Raw genomic sequence first — 20,081 nt, forward strand, 5'->3', positions numbered from 1 at the left:
TTTTTTACGTTTAGGCTTTAAGCGTCTCAAGTGCAGCGGTGTAATCCGGTTCGGTGGTGATTTCGTTCACCAGTTCACTGAAAACAACGTTGTCGTTTTCGTCGATCACCAGCACTGCACGCGCCGCCAGACCTTTCAGCGCGCCTTCGGAAATGGCAACACCGTAATTTTCCAGGAAATCCGGGCTGCGCAGAGTGGAAAGGGTGATGACGTTGCTCAGGCCTTCAGCGCCGCAGAAGCGGGACTGGGCAAACGGCAGGTCAGCAGAAATGCACAGCACCACGGTGTTGTCCATTTCGGTCGCCAGTTGGTTGAATTTACGCACTGATGCAGCGCAAACGCCAGTATCGATGCTTGGGAAAATGTTCAGGACTTTACGTTTGCCAGCAAACTGGCTCAGCGTGACGTCAGACAGATCTTTAGCCACCAGAGTAAAAGGCTGTGCTTTGCTGCCAGACTGTGGGATGGAACCTGCAACAGCAACCGGGTTGCCCTGGAAATGAACGAGTTGTGACATAGATATCTTCCTGTTTACAAATAGTTAACGTCGTGGCTAGTGTATGTCATCCGCAGTTAGCACGGCAAACCAATTTTATGCCTACCGGCCTGCAAGGAGTCAGTGATGAGAAGCGTTAAGGTTTATGAAGAAGCCTGGCCATTGCACACCCCGTTTGTGATTTCGCGCGGCAGCCGTAGTGAGGCCTGCGTGGTCGTGGTTGAATGTGAAGAGGATGGCGTGAAAGGTGTCGGGGAATGTACCCCTTATCCTCGCTATGGAGAAAGCCTGGCGTCAGTCATGGCGCAAATTATGACGGTAGTGCCCGAATTGCAGGCGGGCCTGACGCGTGAGGCTCTTCAGCAGCGGTTACCGGCTGGCGCTGCGCGCAACGCGATTGACTGCGCGCTGTGGAGTCTGGAAGCGGCGAAACAACACAAACCGCTTCCTTCGCTGCTGAACATGACTCTGCCGCAATCGATCGTCACCGCGCAAACGGTGGTCATCGGTGAACCTGAGCAAATGGCGGCCAGCGCCCAGGCGTTATATGCCACCGGTGCAACCTTATTAAAGGTGAAGCTCGACGATCGTCTGATTAGCGAACGCATGGTCGCCATTCGTGCGGCGGTGCCTGATGCCACCCTGATCGTCGACGCGAATGAATCCTGGCACAGCGAAGGGCTGGCAGCCCGTTGTCAGCTGCTTGCCGATCTGAACGTTGCCATGCTGGAACAACCCCTCCCGGCAGAAGACGATGATGCGCTGGCGAATTTTATTCATCCGCTTCCAGTCTGTGCAGATGAAAGCTGTCATACCCGTGAGAGCCTGTCATCCCTCAAGGGGCGCTACGAAATGGTGAACATCAAGCTGGATAAAACAGGCGGATTAACCGAGGCCCTTGCTCTGGCAAAAGATGCGCAGGCGCAAGGCTTCACTCTGATGCTGGGCTGCATGTTGTGCACTTCCAGAGCGATTGGCGCTGCACTCCCGCTGGTAAACAGCGTGCGTTTTGCCGATCTGGATGGCCCAACCTGGCTGGCGGTTGATGTTTCACCTGCTCTGAATTTTACTTCCGGCGTGCTTCATCTTTGAGGCTGCCAGCGCAGGAGATCTGTCATCGCCCGCAGGTATTTTTCGCTCGCTTCATCTGACGAGATGGGCGGAAACTCAGCGGTGATACAGTGAAGGCCGAGGTCCGCGCACCAGCTGCCAAACGACCCGGGTGTTTCATAGCCAACGCTGGTCACCAGAGGAAGCGCAAACGCATCCGCCAGCCACTGGCCGAGCGCCGTATGGCGAGGGTCTTCAATACAGGCGAGGGGATCGTGGAAAGAGACAACCCAGGCCGGGTGGATCTTATGAATAAGCTGGCACAACGCCTGAGTTTCCGGTTCGGACCCAGGTTTATCTCCCGTGAGCAAAACCACATCTCGCTCCTGAGCAGAACTGTTCCAGCGATATACCGTTTCACCGGCGCGCCAGTTTGCCGCCGGGAAGTTCCTGTTAAGGTCAACGCCTCGTGCATTCGCCCGTAATCCAAGCTGACAACCGTCCGGGTTGACGGTCAAAATCACATGATGACGTCGTAAATCGGGAGACAGCGTACGTAGCGCGCACGAAAGCGTCACGACTGATGAGTTTTCGTCGCCATGGGTGCCCGCAATAATTAAGCCGCTATTACGATCGGCCTCGGGTGCCGGAAACCAGATCAGTGGCGCGCCTAAAAACGAGCGGCCATAATGTTCAGTCCCGGGCGGGAAGGCACCGCGTTCCGTTCTTGGTCGGGTAGTTGCCATAGTAAACCCTGATAATAAAGTCACTTCTGGCAGTGTTGTGCAAAACCCGCGGTTAATCAAATAGTTTCCGTATGTCGTGAAAATTGCCTGGCATCAACTTTCCGGAGGAAGAATTTGCATTTCTCCGTTTCGAAACAAATAATTACGCATCTGCCTGTTACCTGACATCATTAAGGGGATCGTATGAAGCATCCTGTTTCGCTTCTTTGTACTGCGCTGTGGCTGTGCGGAGTTTCTTCACTTTCATATGCTGCGGAGGTTCCCGGGGGAACGGTTCTGGCGCAAAAGCAGGAGCTGGTTCGACACATCAAAGATGAACCCGCTTCGCTCGATCCGGCAAAAGCGGTGGGATTGCCCGAGATTCAGGTGATCCGAGACCTCTATGAAGGGCTGGTAAATCAGAACGAAAAAGGGGAGTTAGTGCCCGGCGTGGCGACGCGCTGGCAGAGTAATGATAACCGAGTCTGGACGTTCACGTTGCGGGATAACGCGAAATGGTCTGACGGTACTCCGGTGACGGCACAAGATTTTGTCTACAGCTGGCGTCGTCTGGTTGATCCCAAAACAACCTCACCTTTCGCCTGGTTTGCGGCGCTGGCGGGCATTAACAATGCCCAGGCCATTATCGATGGCAAAGCTGCTCCGGATACCCTCGGCGTGACGGCGGTCGATGCTAAAACGCTGCGGGTGCAGCTGGACAAACCGCTGCCCTGGTTCAGCAATCTGACGGCTAACTTCGCGTTTTATCCTGTTCAAAAGGCCAACGTGGAAAGCGGTAAGGAATGGACGCGCCCAGGCGCGCTCATTGGCAACGGTGCGTATGTGCTGAAAGAACGCGTCGTGAATGAAAAACTGGTGGTTGAGCCAAATTCACATTACTGGGATAACGCCAACACGGTGCTGAAAAAAGTCACCTTTGTGCCAATCAACCAGGAGTCCTCAGCGACCAAACGCTACCTGGCGGGCGATATTGATATTACAGAATCATTTCCGAAAAACATGTACCAGAAGCTGCTTAAAGATATTCCGGGACAGGTCTATACACCGCCACAGCTTGGGACCTATTACTATGCGTTTAACACGCAAAAAGGCCCAACCGCTGATGCCCGCGTACGTCTGGCGCTGAGCATGACGATCGATCGGCGCATTATGGCCGAAAAAGTCCTGGGAACCGGTGAGAAACCGGCCTGGCATTTTACCCCTGATGTTACTGCTGGTTTTACGCCGGAAACCTCGCCATTTGAGCAGATGTCGCAGCAGGAACTCAATGCACAGGCGAAAACGTTGCTCCAGGCCGCAGGCTATGGTCCTCAGCGTCCGCTTAAATTAACGCTGCTGTACAACACGTCTGAAAATCATCAGAAAATTGCGATTGCCGTCGCCTCTATGTGGAAGAAAAATCTGGGGGTTGACGTTAAGTTGCAGAATCAGGAGTGGAAAACCTACATCGACAGCCGCAATACCGGCAATTTTGACGTCATCCGTGCGTCGTGGGTAGGGGACTACAATGAGCCGTCGACATTCCTGTCGTTGCTGACCTCCTCCCACAGCGGGAATATCTCACGATTCAACGATCCTGCTTACGATAAGATTATTCACCAGGCGACGCTCGAAACCACTGAAAAAGCGCGTAATGCAGACTACAACATGGCCGAGAAGATCCTCGCTGAAAAAGCGCCCATTGCTCCAATTTATCAGTACACCAATGGCCGTCTCATCAAGCCATGGGTAAAAGGTTATCCGATAAATAACCCAGAGGATGTTGCGTACAGTCGTACAATGTATATTGAAAAACACTAAAACAGGCCAGGGCGCTACGTGGTTAAGATCTCTATCTGTTAACCGCATAAGCGCCCGAACCCCAGAGTTCATGGTTTTACTGCGTGGTTATTACCAACCATCCCTTCGTATCAGCTCATTACTCATTGTGTTGATGAATATCTTCAATCCCATTCTTCTTCCAGTTTATTGAAAAGCGCATAGTCATCTCTTCGCCATTCCTGTAGCAGCATAATCATTGCTATTTTAAGATTAAATTTGTCCGGAACAGGATTTTTCATATTCAGACTATTTATTGAATTAAGGCGTTATTTCTCTGCGCTGTTACGGAACGTGTTAAGAAGTGCATTGATATAAATCAATTATTCAACTTCATGGCACGATAAATTCAATATTGCCGATAAAAGCAGTCATTCCTGCCACATTATTGTAAATAAATAGTTAATATTTACTGCCTGTCATACATGCCTGGCATTTATGAATGCATCAATTTAGTGGAATATTCTTAAGAAAAGTCCAATCTTGGATCTTTGATCTGGGAAGTTGATTTTGAATGGGCTTTTGCTCTAATATGGTTTTGTAAAGAAACGTCACTCACTTAACATTTATTTCTTTTTAAGAAAGGGATTGCTATGGCCGATTCATTCCAGAATGAGGTGCCCAAGGCACGCATAAACTTAAAGCTGGCTCTGCATACAGGTGGCGCGCAGAAGAAAATCGAACTGCCGCTTAAACTCCTCACCGTCGGTGATTTCAGTAATGGAAAAGAGAATCGCCCATTATCCGAAAGGGAGAAAATCAACGTCAATAAAAACAACTTCAACAGCGTACTTTCGGAATTTAACCCGGAAGTTAATCTGACGGTTCCAAACACAATGGCCGGGGATGGTTCGGAGGAGAGTATAAAACTGAATTTCTCCGATATTAAGGATTTCGAACCTGAACAGGTTGCCCGCCAGATCCCTCAGCTCCGCGCCATGCTGGCCATGCGTAATTTATTACGCGACCTCAAATCCAATCTTCTTGATAACGCTACTTTCAGAAAAGAACTCGAGAAAATTCTTAAAGATCCGGCGCTGTCTCAGGAATTACGCGACGAAATGAGTGCACTGGCCCCGAAATAAGCGGCGTGCGTTATTTAATGGATTAACCGGGAATATGCTGATGTCTGTAAATACTGAAACCGCCTCCGCGCAGGGGCAGACCACCGTACTGGAAAAAGAGGGCGTTTACGCCTCCCTGTTTGAAAAAATCAACCTGACCCCGGCTTCCAGCCTGGGCGATATCAATGCGTTTCTGGATGATGCCGCGCTCTCTGACGCTCCGGCGGGTGAACGCCTGACGGCGGCGATGCAGGTGTTTATGGACTGCATTCGCAAATCCGGCCAGCCGGTGGAGAAGCTCGACAAGACGCTGATTGACCACCATATCGCCGAACTGGATTTCCAGATCAGCCGTCAGCTGGATGCGGTAATGCATCACCAGGAGTTCCAGAAGGTGGAATCCCTGTGGCGCGGCCTGAAGCAGCTGGTGGACAGCACCGACTACCGCCAGAACGTGAAAACCGAAATTCTGGATGTGTCGAAAGAAGATCTGCGTCAGGACTTTGAAGACGCGCCAGAACTGATCCAGAGCGGCCTCTACTGGCACACCTACACCGCCGAATACGACACCCCGGGCGGTGAGCCGATTGGATCGGTGATTTCTTCCTACGAATTTGACGCCAGCCCGCAGGATGTGGCGTTGCTGCGCAACATCTCAAAAGTGTCTGCTGCCGCGCACATGCCGTTTATCGGCTCCGTCGGTCCGAAATTCTTCCTGAAAGACTCGATGGAAGAGGTTGCCGCGATTAAAGATATCGGCAACTACTTCGACCGCGCCGAATACATCAAGTGGAAATCCTTCCGCGAGACGGATGACTCCCGCTATATCGGCCTCGTGATGCCGCGCGTGCTCGGCCGCCTGCCGTATGGCCCGGACACCGTGCCGGTGCGCAGCTTCAACTACGTCGAGCAGGTGAAAGGCCCGGATCACGAGAAATACCTGTGGACCAGCGCGTCATTCTCTTTCGCCTCTAATATGGTGAAGAGCTTCATCAATAACGGCTGGTGCGTGCAGATCCGTGGCCCGCAGGCGGGCGGGGCGGTGAAAGACCTGCCGATCCACCTGTACGATCTGGGTACCGGCAACCAGGTGAAGATCCCGTCCGAGGTGATGATCCCGGAGACCCGTGAATTTGAGTTCGCCAATCTGGGCTTTATCCCGCTGTCTTACTACAAGAACCGCGATTACGCCTGCTTCTTCTCGGCGAACTCCGCGCAGAAACCGGCACTGTACGACACCGCTGATGCCACGGCCAACAGCCGCATCAACGCGCGTCTGCCGTACATCTTCCTGCTGTCGCGTATTGCGCACTATCTGAAGCTCATCCAGCGCGAGAACATTGGTACCACCAAGGACCGCCGTCTGCTGGAGCTGGAACTCAATACCTGGGTGCGCAGTCTGGTGACGGAAATGACCGATCCGGGCGATGAGTTGCAGGCTTCTCATCCGCTGCGTGACGCGAAAGTGGTGGTGGAAGATATCGAGGACAACCCGGGCTTCTTCCGCGTGAAGCTGTTTGCGGTGCCGCACTTCCAGGTGGAAGGCATGGACGTGAACCTGTCTCTGGTGAGCCAGATGCCTAAGGCGAAAGCGTAACGTAAGGCAGGAAGCATGAAAACGGAACAACCGTTATGGGGCAGGGGCCAGATGGTCTCTCCCCAGCACTTCCAGCAACAGGCCGCCTATGCGGCCTGGTCTGCGGAATGTATCGCCCAGCTTGGTCTCTCCCATCCGTGGGGGGTGATTAATGCCACTTTCGAACCGGAAGTACTGAAATTGGGTCGTCTCCAGGCCCGTCATCTGCACCTCCGCTTCCCTGACGGGACATTAATCGATACGGATAATGCTGACGACCTTCCACCAGTGCTGGGGCTTGAGAGTGAATCACAGGAGGTGATGGTGGTTCTGGCCCTTCCGCTGCTGCGCGCGAATGGCGGTAACTGCCTTAAGCCCGATGAGGTAGCCGGGCGTCCTGTTCGCTTTCGCCAGCGCTGGCGGGATGTCCGCAACCTTTTTGGCGACGACACGCGCCAGATTGCAGTGATGCGGCCAGAGCTGACGTTGCGTTTCGCCCATCAGAACAACAGCGATTACCTGACCTGTCCGGTCGCCCGCCTGCAACAAGATTCGCAGGGAAACTGGGCACTTGACGATACGTACCTTCCGCCACTACTGGCGCTGCGGGGCAGTGTCTGGCTGTTGACCCAGCTGGAGCAATTGTTGACGCAACTGCGCGCCCGTCTGGGCCGCCTGATGGACATGCGTCGGGAAAGTAATGAGCGCATGGCGGATTTTGCCGTAGCTGACGTTTCCCTGTTCTGGCTGCTTAATGCTCTGAATAGTGCTGAACCCGTGCTGGGTCAGTTTCAGCGCCACCCACAAAGCCCGCCTGAGCGTCTTTATCCAGAACTGGCACGGCTTGCGGGCAGCCTGCTGACCTTCTCGCTCGAGCATCAGGTCAGTGCGATCCCAGTCTGGCAGCATGAGCAGTTAAATAACGTCTTCCCGCCGCTCTTTGATTTACTGGGTGACCTGCTGGAAGCTAGCCTGCCATCACGCGTGGTAGCGATTGAACTTGAGCATGATGCCCGGCTTCACTTCTGGCAGGCTCGTCTGCATGATCCGCGTCTGCGCGAAGGCGCTGATTACTACCTCTCCGTGCGTTCACCGATGCCGGTGGCACAATTGCAGGAACAGTTCCCGCGCCAGTGCAAGGTTGGCAGTCCCGATCATGTCAGGAGTATCGTCAATTCATCGCGGGTGGGCGTCCCTCTGACACCACTGCGCCATGTGCCGGCAGCCATTCCACTGCGTCTGGAAAATCAGTATTTCAGCCTTGATGTCTCTCATCCCCTGGCCATCGAAATGTTCCAGAGCGGCACCTGTATGTTTTACGTTCCGGGAATGCTCGCCGAGCCTGAACTTGAACTCTTTGCGGTACTGAGAACATGAGTGATCGTAAACGCGGTACTGCCGCGTTCATTGATATTGATGCCCTGTTACAGGACACCTGGCTACAGGTGATCAGCCTGCGTCACGGCCCGACATTCCAGGACGGGGAAGGGCGAACGCTTTGGGAGCGCTGCATTGATGATGTCAGGCGTGTGCAGCGAGACCTGAAAGCGAGCGAACTTGATGAAGCCAACTGCCAGCATATTCTTACGGCACAGTGTGCGCTGCTTGATGAGGCGGTCAAAGGGCGCGGTGTGGAGGATGACGCCTGTATACAGTGGTATGACATTCCCCTACAGGGGTACTTCCTTGGCACCATGGACGCCGGCGACACGTTATGCGATCGGATGCGTGATGTGCTGCGTGAACCGGCTCCTGACCACGCCGTGGTGACCTGCTTCCAGCGAGTCATGATGCTCGGGTTCCTCGGCAGCTTCCGCTCCCTGAACGATCCTGAGCGCGTGAAGCTCTTGAATGCACTTAATGAATATGTTGCGCCGTTCAGCTATTCACATCCCCATCCCGTACTGGCGGAAAGCCATGCCGGACGGGGGATGGGCGGCTGGCTGGCATCATGGCCCGTACGTATTGGCCTGAGTGCGGTGGTTGTCGCCGCATTATGGTGGGGGCTGGATCGCTGGCTGGATCAGACTCTGCTTACCCTGTTGCCGGGAGCCGTGAAATGAGCCCTGCACAACAGCGCGGGCTTGCGCTCTGGGCTGCCCTGCTGAGTGCAGTGGTCTGCCTGGGTTTCCTGCCAGTCACCCGCCTGGTTTCTGTGCTTGTTTTGCTGGTGCTGCTGGGGCTTATTCTGACGTTCTGGACTGTCGCCAGTCGTCGTGCGGGTCATGACGTCACGCTGTGCCTGGATGATCTCCCGGAAGCCACTTACCGTCAGCCCGTGGTACTGGTCTGTGGCGATCTGCCGTTGGCCTGGCCACAGCAGTCACCGGTGCTCACTGTCACCCAGGGATGCTGGATCCGCGTGGAGAATCATCAGGACCTGGAGCAAACAGCCCGCCAGGTACTGTGGTTGCGTCCTGACTGGGGTCGTCAGCTGTCGGTGATGGTCAGCGTCTGCCCGCAGAAACATGCTGACAGCGAAGCCCTGACCAGCCGTTTGCTGGCTCTGCGCTGGCAAATCAGCCAACTGCGTAAAGAAACCGGTCACTCTGTGCCGCTGATTCTGAATGGTCAGGTTGGCAGTGCGATGACGAATGACCAGCTCTGGCAGGCGGCTATCCCAGGGGAAGGCGTGAGGATCTGGCGGGAATCTTCCGCGCCAGCCTCAATCGCTGCATGGATCGCCACCAGCGGGTCGGCTGCGATGCAGCAACAGGTTTTGATGAACAGCCTGATGGACTGGTTCTATCAGCACGTTCAGGCCGTCTTTACGGATGAGAACCCCGATGTTCCTGTCATTACGCCTGTAGCGGTGCTGTGGGGAATGGGACCGATCCTTGCCGGTAGTCTGGCCTCATCGGCCTGGACGGCGTGGCTTTCTCGTCATACTGCAATGCAACAGGTAGTGGGCTGGCACCCGGTGGGAACGGACAGTACGGTTATTTCCCCGTTACCGGATTTTGTCCTGCCATTGCTGCCGGAAGGGCGAGGCCTGACGCCGCGTGACAGAACCTTCCGCTGTGCGCTCAGCATCTTCACGCTGGCGGCTGTTGCGGCACTGCTCAGCAGTGGCTGGAATAATCGCCAGCTGTTGCAACGAGTGAGCTTCGATATTGCCCGCTATGACGGTATCCCGATGAAGGATTTAGGGCCGAAAGGCGACGCGGTTGCTGTGCTGCGTGACGATGCGGCACAGCTGGATGCGTGGGCACGCAATGGGGTACCTGTACGAATGAGCCTGGGTTTGTATCAGGGCGGGCGTCTGCGTATGCCAGTACTGGAAGCGATTCGCTCGTATGTTCCTGCCCCTCCGCCGTCTAAACCGAAGCTTAAAACAGTACCGAAAATTGTACGCCTTGACAGCATGTCGCTGTTCGATACCGGCAAATGGGCGCTGAAACCCGGCTCAGTGAAGCTGCTGGTGAACTCGCTGGTGGGCATTAAGGCGAAGCCCGGCTGGCTGATTGTGGTCGCGGGCCATACCGACAGTACGGGCGACGACAAATCCAACCAGGTACTGTCCCTGAAGCGTGCAGAGTCCGTACGCGACTGGATGCGTGATACCGGCGACGTTCCGGAAAGCTGTTTTGCGGTGCAGGGCTATGGTGAAAGCCGTCCTGTCGCCGCCAACGACACGACGGAAGGCCGTGCGCTCAACCGCCGTGTCGAAATCAGTCTGGTACCGCAGGCGGATGCCTGTCAGGCGCCGGACACGACCCATGCGTCATCGCAGGATGATGGCGCTGATAACAATGTAACGGAGTAATTAACATGGCAATTCCTGTTTATCTTTGGCTGAAGGACGACGGCGGTGCGGACATCAAAGGGTCTGTGGACGTTCAGGATCGTGAAGGCAGCATTGAAGTGGTGGCGCAGGAGCACAACCTGTACATCCCGACCGATAACAACACCGGCAAGCTGACCGGTACGCGTATCCACACGCCGTTCCTGTTCACCAAGGAAATCGACTCCTCCAGCCCGTATCTGTACAAGGCGGTAACCACCGGCCAGACCCTGAAATCTGCCGAGTTCAAGTGGTACAAAATCAACGACGCAGGCCAGGAAGTGGAGTACTTCAACACGAAGCTTGAGAACGTGAAGCTGGTGAAAGTGAATCCGAAGATGCATGACATCAAGGATCCTGCTTTCGAGAAGCACAACCACCTCGAGCAGATTGAGCTGCGCTACGAAAAAATCACCTGGACCTACAAGGACGGCAACATCATTCATTCCGACTCCTGGAACGAACGCGCCACCGCGTAAGTCGCATGCGGACAGGGCCCTGTCCGCAGTTTTTTGCTGAGCGCCTGCCCTGACGGGCGTTCAGCAAAGAATCACACAATCTGCCTGCCCGACCTGATGCGCTTGGGGTTCCTGAATAAGGAAAAGCGACGGGCGGTAGCGTGTCCGGAACTGATAAAGAGAGAGTCTCATGGAAAATCCAGCCATCCTGTTACGTCGTCTTAACCCTTACTGTGCCCGCGCGATGGAAGGGGCCGCTTCCCTGTGCCAGACCCGGGCGCACGCGGAAATACTGCCTGAGCACTGGCTGCTGAAACTGCTGGAACAGGGTGAGGGCGACCTGACGGTGCTGGCGCGGCGCTACGAATGGGATATGGATGCGATATGGCAGGACATGCTGGGTTTTCTGGACAGTCTGCCACGGTCGGTGCGCAGCCGTCCGCAGCTGTCGGACAGTGTGCAGACTCTGATGCAGGATGCCTGGCTGCACGCCTCGCTGTCTGGGGAAGAACACATCCGCAGCATTCACCTCCTGATGGCTCTGGTGGAAAAACCGAAGCTGCTGCGCTGCGACGGCCTGTGGCCGCTGCTGACGCTGGCGCAGAGCCAGCTTGAGCGCCTGCGTGGGCTTATGGATGCGCAGTCGGATGAACGTCCGGAGGTGCAGCAGGAAGCGGAACTGGCGCAGGGCGATGAGGTTGAGTTTGTTGGCCGCCCGGTAAATGCGGATATAAAAGGAGAGCTGAACCCGGCCTTGCAGAATGCGCTGGACAAATTCACCCTCGACGTCACCGCCCGCGCCCGTGAAGGCAAAATCGACCCGGTGTTCGGGCGCGACAATGAAATCCGCCAGATGGTGGATATTCTTTCCCGCCGCCGCAAGAACAACCCGATTCTGGTCGGCGAACCGGGCGTCGGCAAGACCGCACTCGTGGAAGGACTGGCGCTGCGCATTCATGAGGGCAATGTGCCGGACGCGCTGAAGCCGGTCTCCGTGCGCACCCTTGACCTCGGCCTGTTACAGGCCGGGGCGGGTGTGAAGGGGGAATTCGAGCAGCGCCTGAAAAACATCATCGAAGCGGTGCAGCAGTCACCCTCTCCGGTGCTGCTGTTTATCGACGAGGCGCACACCATTATCGGCGCCGGCAACCAGGCGGGGGGCGCCGACGCGGCAAACCTGCTGAAACCGGCCCTGGCCCGCGGAGAGCTGCGCACCATCGCCGCCACTACCTGGAGCGAGTACAAACAGTACTTCGAGCGTGACGCCGCGCTGGAGCGTCGCTTTCAGATGGTGAAAGTTGACGAACCGGACGACGACACCGCCTGCCTGATGCTGCGCGGCCTCAAGTCACGCTACGCGGAGCACCATGGCGTGCATATCACCGATGAAGCGGTTAAAGCCGCCGTCACGCTCTCCAGACGCTATCTGACCGGACGCCAGCTTCCGGACAAGGCGGTGGATTTACTGGATACCGCCTCTGCCCGTATCCGCATGAGCCTGGATACGGTGCCGGAGCCGCTGACCCGCATGAAGGCGCAGCTCACGGCACTGGCTATGGAGAAGCAGGCGCTGCTGGAAGATATCGCGGTGGGCAATACCGCGCATGGCGAACGCCTGGCCGCCATCGGAGAGGAAGAAGTCCGCATTATTTTGCAGCTCGACGAACGGGAAACCCAGTACGGCCAGGAGCTGGCGCTGACGCAGGAACTGCTGGCCTGCCGCGCCGATATTTCCCGCCAGGCAGAGATTGCTGACCTGCAACAGCAACTGAGCGATGTACAAAAGAATAACCCGCTGCTGGGCCTTGACGTGGACGCGCGTACGGTTGCCACCGTTATCGCCGACTGGACGGGCGTACCGCTCTCTTCATTAATGAAGGACGAGCAGACGGAACTGCTGAGTCTGGAGCAAAACCTCGGCAGACGGGTGGTCGGCCAAGACAGTGCACTGAACGCCATCGCGCAGCGCCTGCGCGCCTCAAAAACCGGCCTTGCGCCGGAGAACGGCCCGCAGGGCGTGTTCCTGCTTGTGGGGCCGAGCGGCACCGGCAAGACCGAAACCGCGCTGGCACTGGCGGACGAGCTGTTCGGCGGCGAGAAATCCCTGATTACCATCAACCTCTCGGAATATCAGGAGCCGCACACTGTCTCCCAGCTCAAGGGCTCTCCTCCGGGATACGTCGGCTACGGCCAGGGCGGCATCCTCACCGAAGCTGTCAGAAAACGCCCGTACAGCGTGGTGCTGCTGGATGAAGTGGAAAAGGCGCACCGGGACGTGATGAACCTGTTCTACCAGGTGTTTGACCGGGGCTTCATGCGCGACGGCGAAGGGCGGGAAATTGACTTCCGCAACACGGTGATTCTGATGACCTCGAATCTCGGCAGCGACCTCATCATGCAGATGCTGGAGGAACAGCCGGAGGCGACAGAGCCGGACCTGCACGAGCTGCTGCGCCCGGTTTTACGTGACCACTTCCAGCCCGCGCTGCTGGCGCGTTTCCAGACGGTGATTTACCGTCCGCTCACACAGGCAGCGATGCGCACGATTGTCGGCATGAAGCTGAATCAGGTGAGCCAGCGTCTGGCCCGGCATTACGGCATGAAAACCGTTATAGCAGAGAGCCTGTCTGACGCGCTGACGGCCGCCTGCCTGCTGCCGGACACCGGGGCCCGTAATGTCGACAGCCTGCTGAACCAGCAGATTCTGCCGGTCCTGAGCCAGCAACTGCTGATGCATATGGCAGCGGGGCAGAAGCCGCAGCATCTTACGCTGGGCTGGGATGAGGAAGAGGGCATAGTGCTCGAGTTTGACCGGACAGAAGGAGTGCACGCATGAGCAATAATCCTCCGTTAAGATTCAGCCACAGCCATCACCTGCTGTCGGTGAAGGACTGCGATGCAGGGCTTGATGTGCTGGCGTTTGAAGGCGATGAAGCCCTGAGCACACCGTTCAGCTACCGTATTGAGTTCACCAGCACGGACCATGCCATCAGCAAAGAGATGATGCTGATGAAAGCGGCTTCCCTGACGCTTCAGGCCCCGGTTGACCAGGGTTACGGCATCAAAATACAGCAGCCGGTGCGGGTGATTCAGGGGGTGGTCACGGGTTTTGAACGCCTGGGTACCTCAAAGGATGAAACCCGCTACGGGGTGACGCTTGAGCCGCGTCTGGCCCTGCTCAGCCGCTCGCACCAGAACGCCATCTACCAGGACATGTCCGTCCCGCAGATTGTGGAGAAAATCCTGCGTGAGCGCCACGGCATGCGCGGCCAGGACTTCCTGTTCTCACTGAGTAAAGCGTATCCGCGCCGTGAACAGGTGATGCAGTACAGTGAGGACGACCTGCACTTTATCACCCGCCTTCTGGGTGAGGTCGGTATCTGGTTCCGCTTCACCACCGACACACGCCTGAACATTGACGTGGTGGAGTTTTACGACAGTCAGCAGGGGTATGAGAAAGGCCTGACGCTGCCGTCGGTGCCACCGTCAGGGCAGCACTCGCAGGGTGTGGACTCGGTGTGGGAGATGGAGAGCCGTCATAACGTGGTGCAGAAGGAGGTCAGCACCCGCGACTACAACTACCGTCAGGCCACGGAGGACATGAATACCCGGGTCGACGCGACCGGCGGAGATACCACCACCTACGGTGAGGCCTATCACTGGGCCGATAACTACCTGACACCCGGCAGCGCGTATGACCGCAACCCGGCAGCGGAGACCGGGGCGTTTTACTCCCGCATTCGTCACGAACGCTACCTGAATGGCCAGACGAAGACCCGGGCCTTCACCAGCTGCCCGGTGCTCTCTCCGGGTATGCTGCTGAAAGTGACCGGCGGGCACGAAGTGGCGGAGGTGTTTGCGCAGGGCGTGGTTGTCACGGCGATGCACAGCCATGCCCGGCGTGATGCGGACTTTTGCGTCAGGTTTGAGGGTATCCCGGACAGTCCGGATTTCAGTTTCCGCCCGGAGCCTGGTTCACGTCCGGTGATGGCCGGCACCTTACCGGCCCGGGTCACCAGTACCACCGAAAATGACACCTACGGGCATATCGATAAAGACGGCCGCTACCGCGTCAACATGCTGTTCGACCGGGACAACTGGGAGACCGGATTCGAGAGCCTGTGGGTACGTCAGTCCCGCCCGTATGCCGGCGACACGTACGGCCTGCACCTGCCGCTGCTGGCGGGTACCGAAGTGGCGATTGGTTTTGAGGACGGCAACCCGGACCGGCCGTACATTGCCGGTGTGCTGCACGACTCGGCGCACGGTGACCACGTCACCATCCGCAACTACAAACGTAACGTGCTGCGCACCCCGGCGAACAACAAAATCCGCCTCGACGACGAGCGCGGGAAAGAGCACATCAAGGTCAGCACGGAGTACGGCGGCAAGAGCCAGCTGAACCTCGGCCACCTGGTCGACAGCGACAGGCAGAAGCGCGGGGAGGGTTTTGAACTCAGAACCGACAGCCGGGGTGCCATCCGGGCGCAGAAAGGGATTTTTATCAGTGCTGACGGGCAGGCGAAGGCGCAGGGCCAGGTGCTGGAGATGGCGCCGGCGGTCAGCAACCTCGGCGATGCCCGGGAGCAGATGACAGCCATCTCGGATGATGCGCAGGAGGCGACCGCGAACCCGGCAGACCTTCAGGCGCAAATCGCCCTGCTGGAGCAGCATCTGACGGACCTTAAAAAATCGGTGCTGCTGATGAGCGCGCCGGACGGTATGGCACTGACCAGCGGACAACACCTGCAGGTCTCGGCCGGGCAGAACCTGATTGCCACGGCCGGTAAAAATGCGGACGTCAGCGTGGTGAAAAATCTGTTTATCGGGGTGGGCAGTGCGCTGAGCGTGTTTGTGCGCAGGCTGGGAATAAAGCTCATCGCGAACCAGGGGCCGGTACAGGTACAGGCGCAGAACGACCTGATGGCATTGCTGGCACGCAAGGAACTCAGCATTGTCAGCACGGAAGATGAAATCAAAATCCTTGCGAAGAAGAAGATCACGCTGAACGGTGGCGGGAGCTATATCACGCTGGACGCGAATGCGATTGAGGCGGCGACGCTCGGGGATTACCGGACACGGGCGGGATTTTATGACCGGCAGCAGAAGGCATCAGCGAAACCTTCATTTTTAACGTTCCCTTTACTGGATGGAACAGATCCCGGTAAATCAGGTACAGACGAACAGGGAAGCGAAAAGGAAGATCCAGATAATAAACAACCGGTATCAGAACCCTGCGAGCAAAGTTTACGTTTTGCTTTTCCTGGTGCGGATAGTGTCAGCCAAAGTATGGACTGGATGATAAATCAACCATACAACATTACTGACAGTAATGGAAAAATTCTATCTACCGGAACGGTAGATAGTACAGGCCGTATCCCGAAAATAATACTTCCTGAAAGCGAAACATTGAACTTAACCATTGGACGAGAGACTTGGGTTACGGAAGAACTTTCTATTTCATCAACTGAATATGACGATATGGAGGATATTGAGAATGAAGAACCTGGTGACGATCTTTATTTAAGTGAAGTGGGTTGTGCAGGAGATAGAACATCAGCATTGACGGAATCAATGATTGCAAAATTGTTAAACTTAACAAAGGTAAGTTGATAATGTTAAATCTGCTTATGAAACTTACGTTGAGTATAGCTATCTTAGTTTATCACTTCGGTGTAAATGCTACATGTCTGAAAGAGGGGGATGAGATAGTACTCTCAGGAGTGATTAAAGAAGAGTTGTTTTACGGCCCCCCTAACTGGGGGGAAGACAGGAATCATGACGAAAAATTACTTTACTGGATCCTGCATTTAGACAGTCCGTTAAAGTGTGTGATTGATGCTAATACTGAACAAGAGGGTTGGGACAGTAATGTTCAACTCATTATTAGCGGTGAAGATTATAAAATTAAACGTAGTTTACTTAATCATCATGTCGCTGTAGATGGAAATGTTATGCTTGCTGTAACAGGCTATCATATGACTTCAGTTTTACTAAAAAACATCAGTTTTAAACAAACGAAAAAAATTAAAAAGGATGACATATGAAATTTGTAAAAGCGTCATACCATCTTAAAACCAAAACGGTTGAGTATGAAGCTGGAGATGGTACTCGTTTGCTAAAAATTGGTGGGGCATTGAGTTGGCGATTTAACAACCCTGGTAATATAATAGCATTACCTAATGCCAGTAGGCAAAAAGGGCGAATAGGTGCCGGGACTGTGTATAATCCGAAAAAAAATACATTTGTCATTTTTTCCAGCATTGAAATTGGGGAGCGAGAGAAATGCGCGTTATTGAAACGAAAATATAAAGATAATACCATATCTGAAATGATGTTGCAGTATGCGCCTGAGTCCGCTGGCAATGATCCCGTAGCTTACGCCAATTTTATTAGCTCGGAAAGTGGAGTTTCAAAAGATAAAAAAATATCAGATCTGAATGTTAATGAATTCGACAAAGTTGTGGCTGCAATCAGTAAAAAAGAAGGTGGCTTGAAGCCCGGAACTGAAAAATGGGTGTACGTGACAAACGTGACTGTTTCTGATGGCTCTCGACCAGTTGCAGATGTACCATTTAAAGTGACATTGGGAAGCACTACCTACGAATGGAAAACAGATGCTTACGGCAAGCTCAAGACGATCATCCATACAGAACAAGGAATGGCTATTATCCTCAAATATACAAATTCTGCTGGAAAAGAGGATATTGTTTATTCTGCTGTTGCGAGGGATGAAACGAAAAATATACTTCTCACGAGAAACTTTTCGCAATTTTCCGCAAAAACACTTGCCGAGAACCCAAAAGTCCCACGGGAGAAAAGCACTCAGAAGCCGATAGAGTACATAGTCATGTCAGGAGACTCGCTCTCGAAAATTGCCGAGCGTTATAAGACAAGTACTGATGAAATTGCTAAAAATAATAATATAAAAGATGTAAGTAAGATTTTCCCCGGTCAGCACTTGACGATTTATGGGGGCAACACTAGTAGCCCTTCAGTATATATCGTTTCACCAGGTGATACACTTGCTAAGATTGCCGCACAAAATGGTACGACTGTCGATGAACTCGCTCGCGAAAACAATATCTCAGATCCAAATAAAATCTATCTAGGGCAGTCGATATTTATTTCAACTATTACGGAAGATTCAAAAGCAAGTAATCCAGTATCATCTTCAGATAAACAAGCGCTCAAACCTGAACACTCAGTCAAGAAGTCTCCGGTCAATTTAAATAAAAAAATACTGGAATCTGTAGGTTCTAAAAACTCTGATGAACCGATAGCTTTGCTACCCCATGATCAAAGGGAGGCACCATGGATGGCGATTGCGATCCGTGAGGTTATAGAATGGCATGGAACAGGAGAGAAGGAAATTACTGATAATTATCATAAGCTAATGGGATCAAAGGCATCATTGGGTAGTACGGCGTGGTGTGCTTCGTTTGCTAATTATTGTCTGAAAGAAGCGGGGTATGACTACTCTAAGAGTTTTACAAAATCTTCTCAATTTCCGGTTTATGACAAAACGAAATTTGTCGAGATAAAAAATCCTGTATATGGTGCATTGATGGTCTTTCGTACATATATTGAATCAAGTGATGAATTTACAGGAAATGGACATGTAACATTTGTTTATGGAAAAACGAGTAATGGTGATATTACTGGGTTAGGCGGCAACCAGGGAGGTAAAACATATGGTGGAGGTACTATCAAGTTATCAATGTATAGTACCACGAAACCAACATCCAGATTCAAAATGACTGTCAGAAAAAAAGCAGAAACCCCTGTATATCAAAAATTTTATAAGTATTATATTCCTGTGGCGTATAAAGAATATCATTCAAAAATTTCCGTGGAGTTACCTTTAGTTGATGTTGACGATGTTAATAAGAATTTATTCGGATTTGATAGCGAAACTAAATCTGCGAATGATGAAGGTGGTGGTCGATGAAAAATTATAGAGTTATATTTCTGTTACTGTTGTTGTCATCTAGAGTGCTGGCAGGAGACACCGGTGGAATATCCTTACTTGTTAAGGCCTTGCCGTCGGCCAGTGATTATAAATATGTCCTTGATGGCTTTTTTAGAAATTATTACGGTGTGGACAATCCTCGTACTCCTACATGTGATCAAAAAGATTATGTCCCATATATTGATAATATATATCTGAATACTCTTCCTAAAGGTATTGATGATAATATTTTAATAAAGTCTATAACAGACTCATCGGCCAGAACTCAGATTGCTAAAATATTATCATCTTACTCTGATGATCAAGTTTCGGGGTTTGATGGAGTTCTTTTTTATGCTGCTAACGATAACAAATTATTTATTTACACATTTGACTCAAAATCCCCGGTGTATATTTTCAAAAATGAGTTGAATATTAATGATATTATTAATTTTAAGCTTTTGGGAAGATCTGTTTGCCAGTCTATAAGCTCAAAAATACTCCCTCCTAGCCCTTGATGATAATGAGGTAAGCAAATTTATTTCGATGCCATTTGTATTTTAGTGCTATTTGATATCGTAGGAAATTGGTTTGAGTGTATACGGCATCGCTCGGCAGTAAATATATCAGGCACTAATGAAATGCGCCCTTGGGAATCATTTTCTGTAAGCAAAATTGGTAGCAATACTACTGATTAGTCTGAAAAACTAGCAGTTAATTTTCCAGCCTCAAAATCAGTGAATAAAAAACAACATAATAAAGAAGTAAATACCAATAAAAACGCTGGAATTGATTGGGGTGAAATTCTGGAAATCCGATTGCGTTACTTCCTCATGAGCAGAGAGAGGGTCCTTGGATAGAGCTTGCAATTAGAGAAGCTAAAATATGGAAAGGGACAGACGAATCTATAATAACCTAAACATCTAATTACCATCAGTTGATCGGCTATGGGAAAATCTTGCCAAACCTTGTTGGCAGCAATCACGCTTGGTGTGCATCGTTTGTAAATTATTGTTTGAAAGAAGCGCGATATGCTGAATCTCATTTGCCGTTCAAAGCAAGATCATTTATTGGTGATAGTAATTTTTTCGAAATTTCTTTCCCGTTTACGGGGCTATTGCGACATCTGTTCATCATG

15 protein-coding genes are annotated in these 20,081 nt (G+C 53.0%); 13 read left to right on the forward strand and 2 right to left on the reverse strand.

Annotated features, from left to right (window positions below; genetic code table 11):
• Window positions 1-10: 10 nt before the first annotated feature.
• Window positions 11-517 (reverse strand): thiol peroxidase, encoded by a 507-nt coding sequence (gene tpx, locus BH712_RS01700; RefSeq protein WP_006810803.1) that lies wholly within the window; start codon window positions 515-517, stop codon window positions 11-13.
• A gap of 105 nt (window positions 518-622) precedes the next feature.
• Between tpx and ycjG the strand changes: the two genes are divergently transcribed.
• A complete protein-coding gene (gene ycjG / locus BH712_RS01705; RefSeq protein WP_006810802.1) occupies window positions 623-1,588 on the forward strand; it encodes an L-Ala-D/L-Glu epimerase in 966 nt (321 codons plus the stop codon).
• Here the strand turns inward: ycjG and mpaA are convergent.
• Window positions 1,579-2,292, reverse strand: coding sequence for a murein tripeptide amidase MpaA (gene mpaA, locus BH712_RS01710; RefSeq protein WP_032673856.1), 714 nt, complete (start codon window positions 2,290-2,292; stop codon window positions 1,579-1,581). The genes ycjG and mpaA overlap by 10 nt on opposite strands.
• A gap of 183 nt (window positions 2,293-2,475) precedes the next feature.
• Here mpaA and BH712_RS01715 point away from each other — a divergent pair, with 183 nt between their 5' ends.
• The 12 genes from BH712_RS01715 to BH712_RS01770 all read left to right on the forward strand — a co-directional run bounded on the left by BH712_RS01715 (window position 2,476) and on the right by BH712_RS01770 (window position 19,461).
• Complete coding sequence (locus BH712_RS01715) at window positions 2,476-4,092, forward strand: peptide ABC transporter substrate-binding protein (protein WP_006810800.1); 1,617 nt, start codon at window positions 2,476-2,478, stop codon at window positions 4,090-4,092.
• 611 nt (window positions 4,093-4,703) lie between these two features.
• Window positions 4,704-5,195: a type VI secretion system contractile sheath small subunit gene (gene tssB, locus BH712_RS01720; protein ID WP_003856899.1), complete on the forward strand. Its 492-nt coding sequence runs from the start codon at window positions 4,704-4,706 to the stop codon at window positions 5,193-5,195.
• A gap of 40 nt (window positions 5,196-5,235) precedes the next feature.
• Complete coding sequence (tssC, locus tag BH712_RS01725; protein ID WP_032674106.1) at window positions 5,236-6,771, forward strand: type VI secretion system contractile sheath large subunit; 1,536 nt, start codon at window positions 5,236-5,238, stop codon at window positions 6,769-6,771.
• Between the two features lie 15 nt (window positions 6,772-6,786).
• Complete coding sequence (tssK, locus tag BH712_RS01730) at window positions 6,787-8,127, forward strand: type VI secretion system baseplate subunit TssK (protein ID WP_006810798.1); 1,341 nt, start codon at window positions 6,787-6,789, stop codon at window positions 8,125-8,127.
• Window positions 8,124-8,813, forward strand: coding sequence for a type VI secretion system protein TssL, short form (gene tssL, locus BH712_RS01735; RefSeq protein ID WP_006810797.1), 690 nt, complete (start codon window positions 8,124-8,126; stop codon window positions 8,811-8,813). Before tssK ends, tssL begins: the two co-directional genes overlap by 4 nt.
• Window positions 8,810-10,516 carry an OmpA family protein gene (locus BH712_RS01740; protein WP_006810796.1) on the forward strand — a complete coding sequence of 569 codons (1,707 nt, stop codon included), beginning with the start codon at window positions 8,810-8,812 and terminating at the stop codon, window positions 10,514-10,516. The genes tssL and BH712_RS01740 overlap by 4 nt, the downstream gene beginning before the upstream one ends.
• Window positions 10,517-10,521: 5 nt before the next feature.
• Complete coding sequence (gene hcp / locus BH712_RS01745) at window positions 10,522-11,013, forward strand: type VI secretion system effector Hcp (RefSeq protein WP_006810795.1); 492 nt, start codon at window positions 10,522-10,524, stop codon at window positions 11,011-11,013.
• Between the two features lie 169 nt (window positions 11,014-11,182).
• Window positions 11,183-13,828: a type VI secretion system ATPase TssH gene (gene tssH, locus BH712_RS01750; RefSeq protein ID WP_006810794.1), complete on the forward strand. Its 2,646-nt coding sequence runs from the start codon at window positions 11,183-11,185 to the stop codon at window positions 13,826-13,828.
• Window positions 13,825-16,605: a type VI secretion system Vgr family protein gene (locus BH712_RS01755; protein ID WP_006810793.1), complete on the forward strand. Its 2,781-nt coding sequence runs from the start codon at window positions 13,825-13,827 to the stop codon at window positions 16,603-16,605. The genes tssH and BH712_RS01755 overlap by 4 nt, the downstream gene beginning before the upstream one ends.
• Window positions 16,606-16,607: 2 nt before the next feature.
• Window positions 16,608-17,039 carry a DUF4431 domain-containing protein gene (locus BH712_RS01760; RefSeq protein ID WP_071850021.1) on the forward strand — a complete coding sequence of 144 codons (432 nt, stop codon included), beginning with the start codon at window positions 16,608-16,610 and terminating at the stop codon, window positions 17,037-17,039.
• The gene (locus BH712_RS01765) at window positions 17,036-18,943 is read left to right on the forward strand and encodes a LysM peptidoglycan-binding domain-containing protein (protein WP_006810791.1); all 1,908 of its coding nucleotides are present in this window, start codon (window positions 17,036-17,038) and stop codon (window positions 18,941-18,943) included. Before BH712_RS01760 ends, BH712_RS01765 begins: the two co-directional genes overlap by 4 nt.
• Complete coding sequence (locus tag BH712_RS01770; RefSeq protein WP_032673855.1) at window positions 18,940-19,461, forward strand: hypothetical protein; 522 nt, start codon at window positions 18,940-18,942, stop codon at window positions 19,459-19,461. Before BH712_RS01765 ends, BH712_RS01770 begins: the two co-directional genes overlap by 4 nt.
• Window positions 19,462-20,081: the final 620 nt, after the last annotated feature.

The organism is Enterobacter hormaechei ATCC 49162 (assembly GCF_001875655.1).
GTDB classification, from domain to species: Bacteria; Pseudomonadota; Gammaproteobacteria; order Enterobacterales; family Enterobacteriaceae; genus Enterobacter; species Enterobacter hormaechei.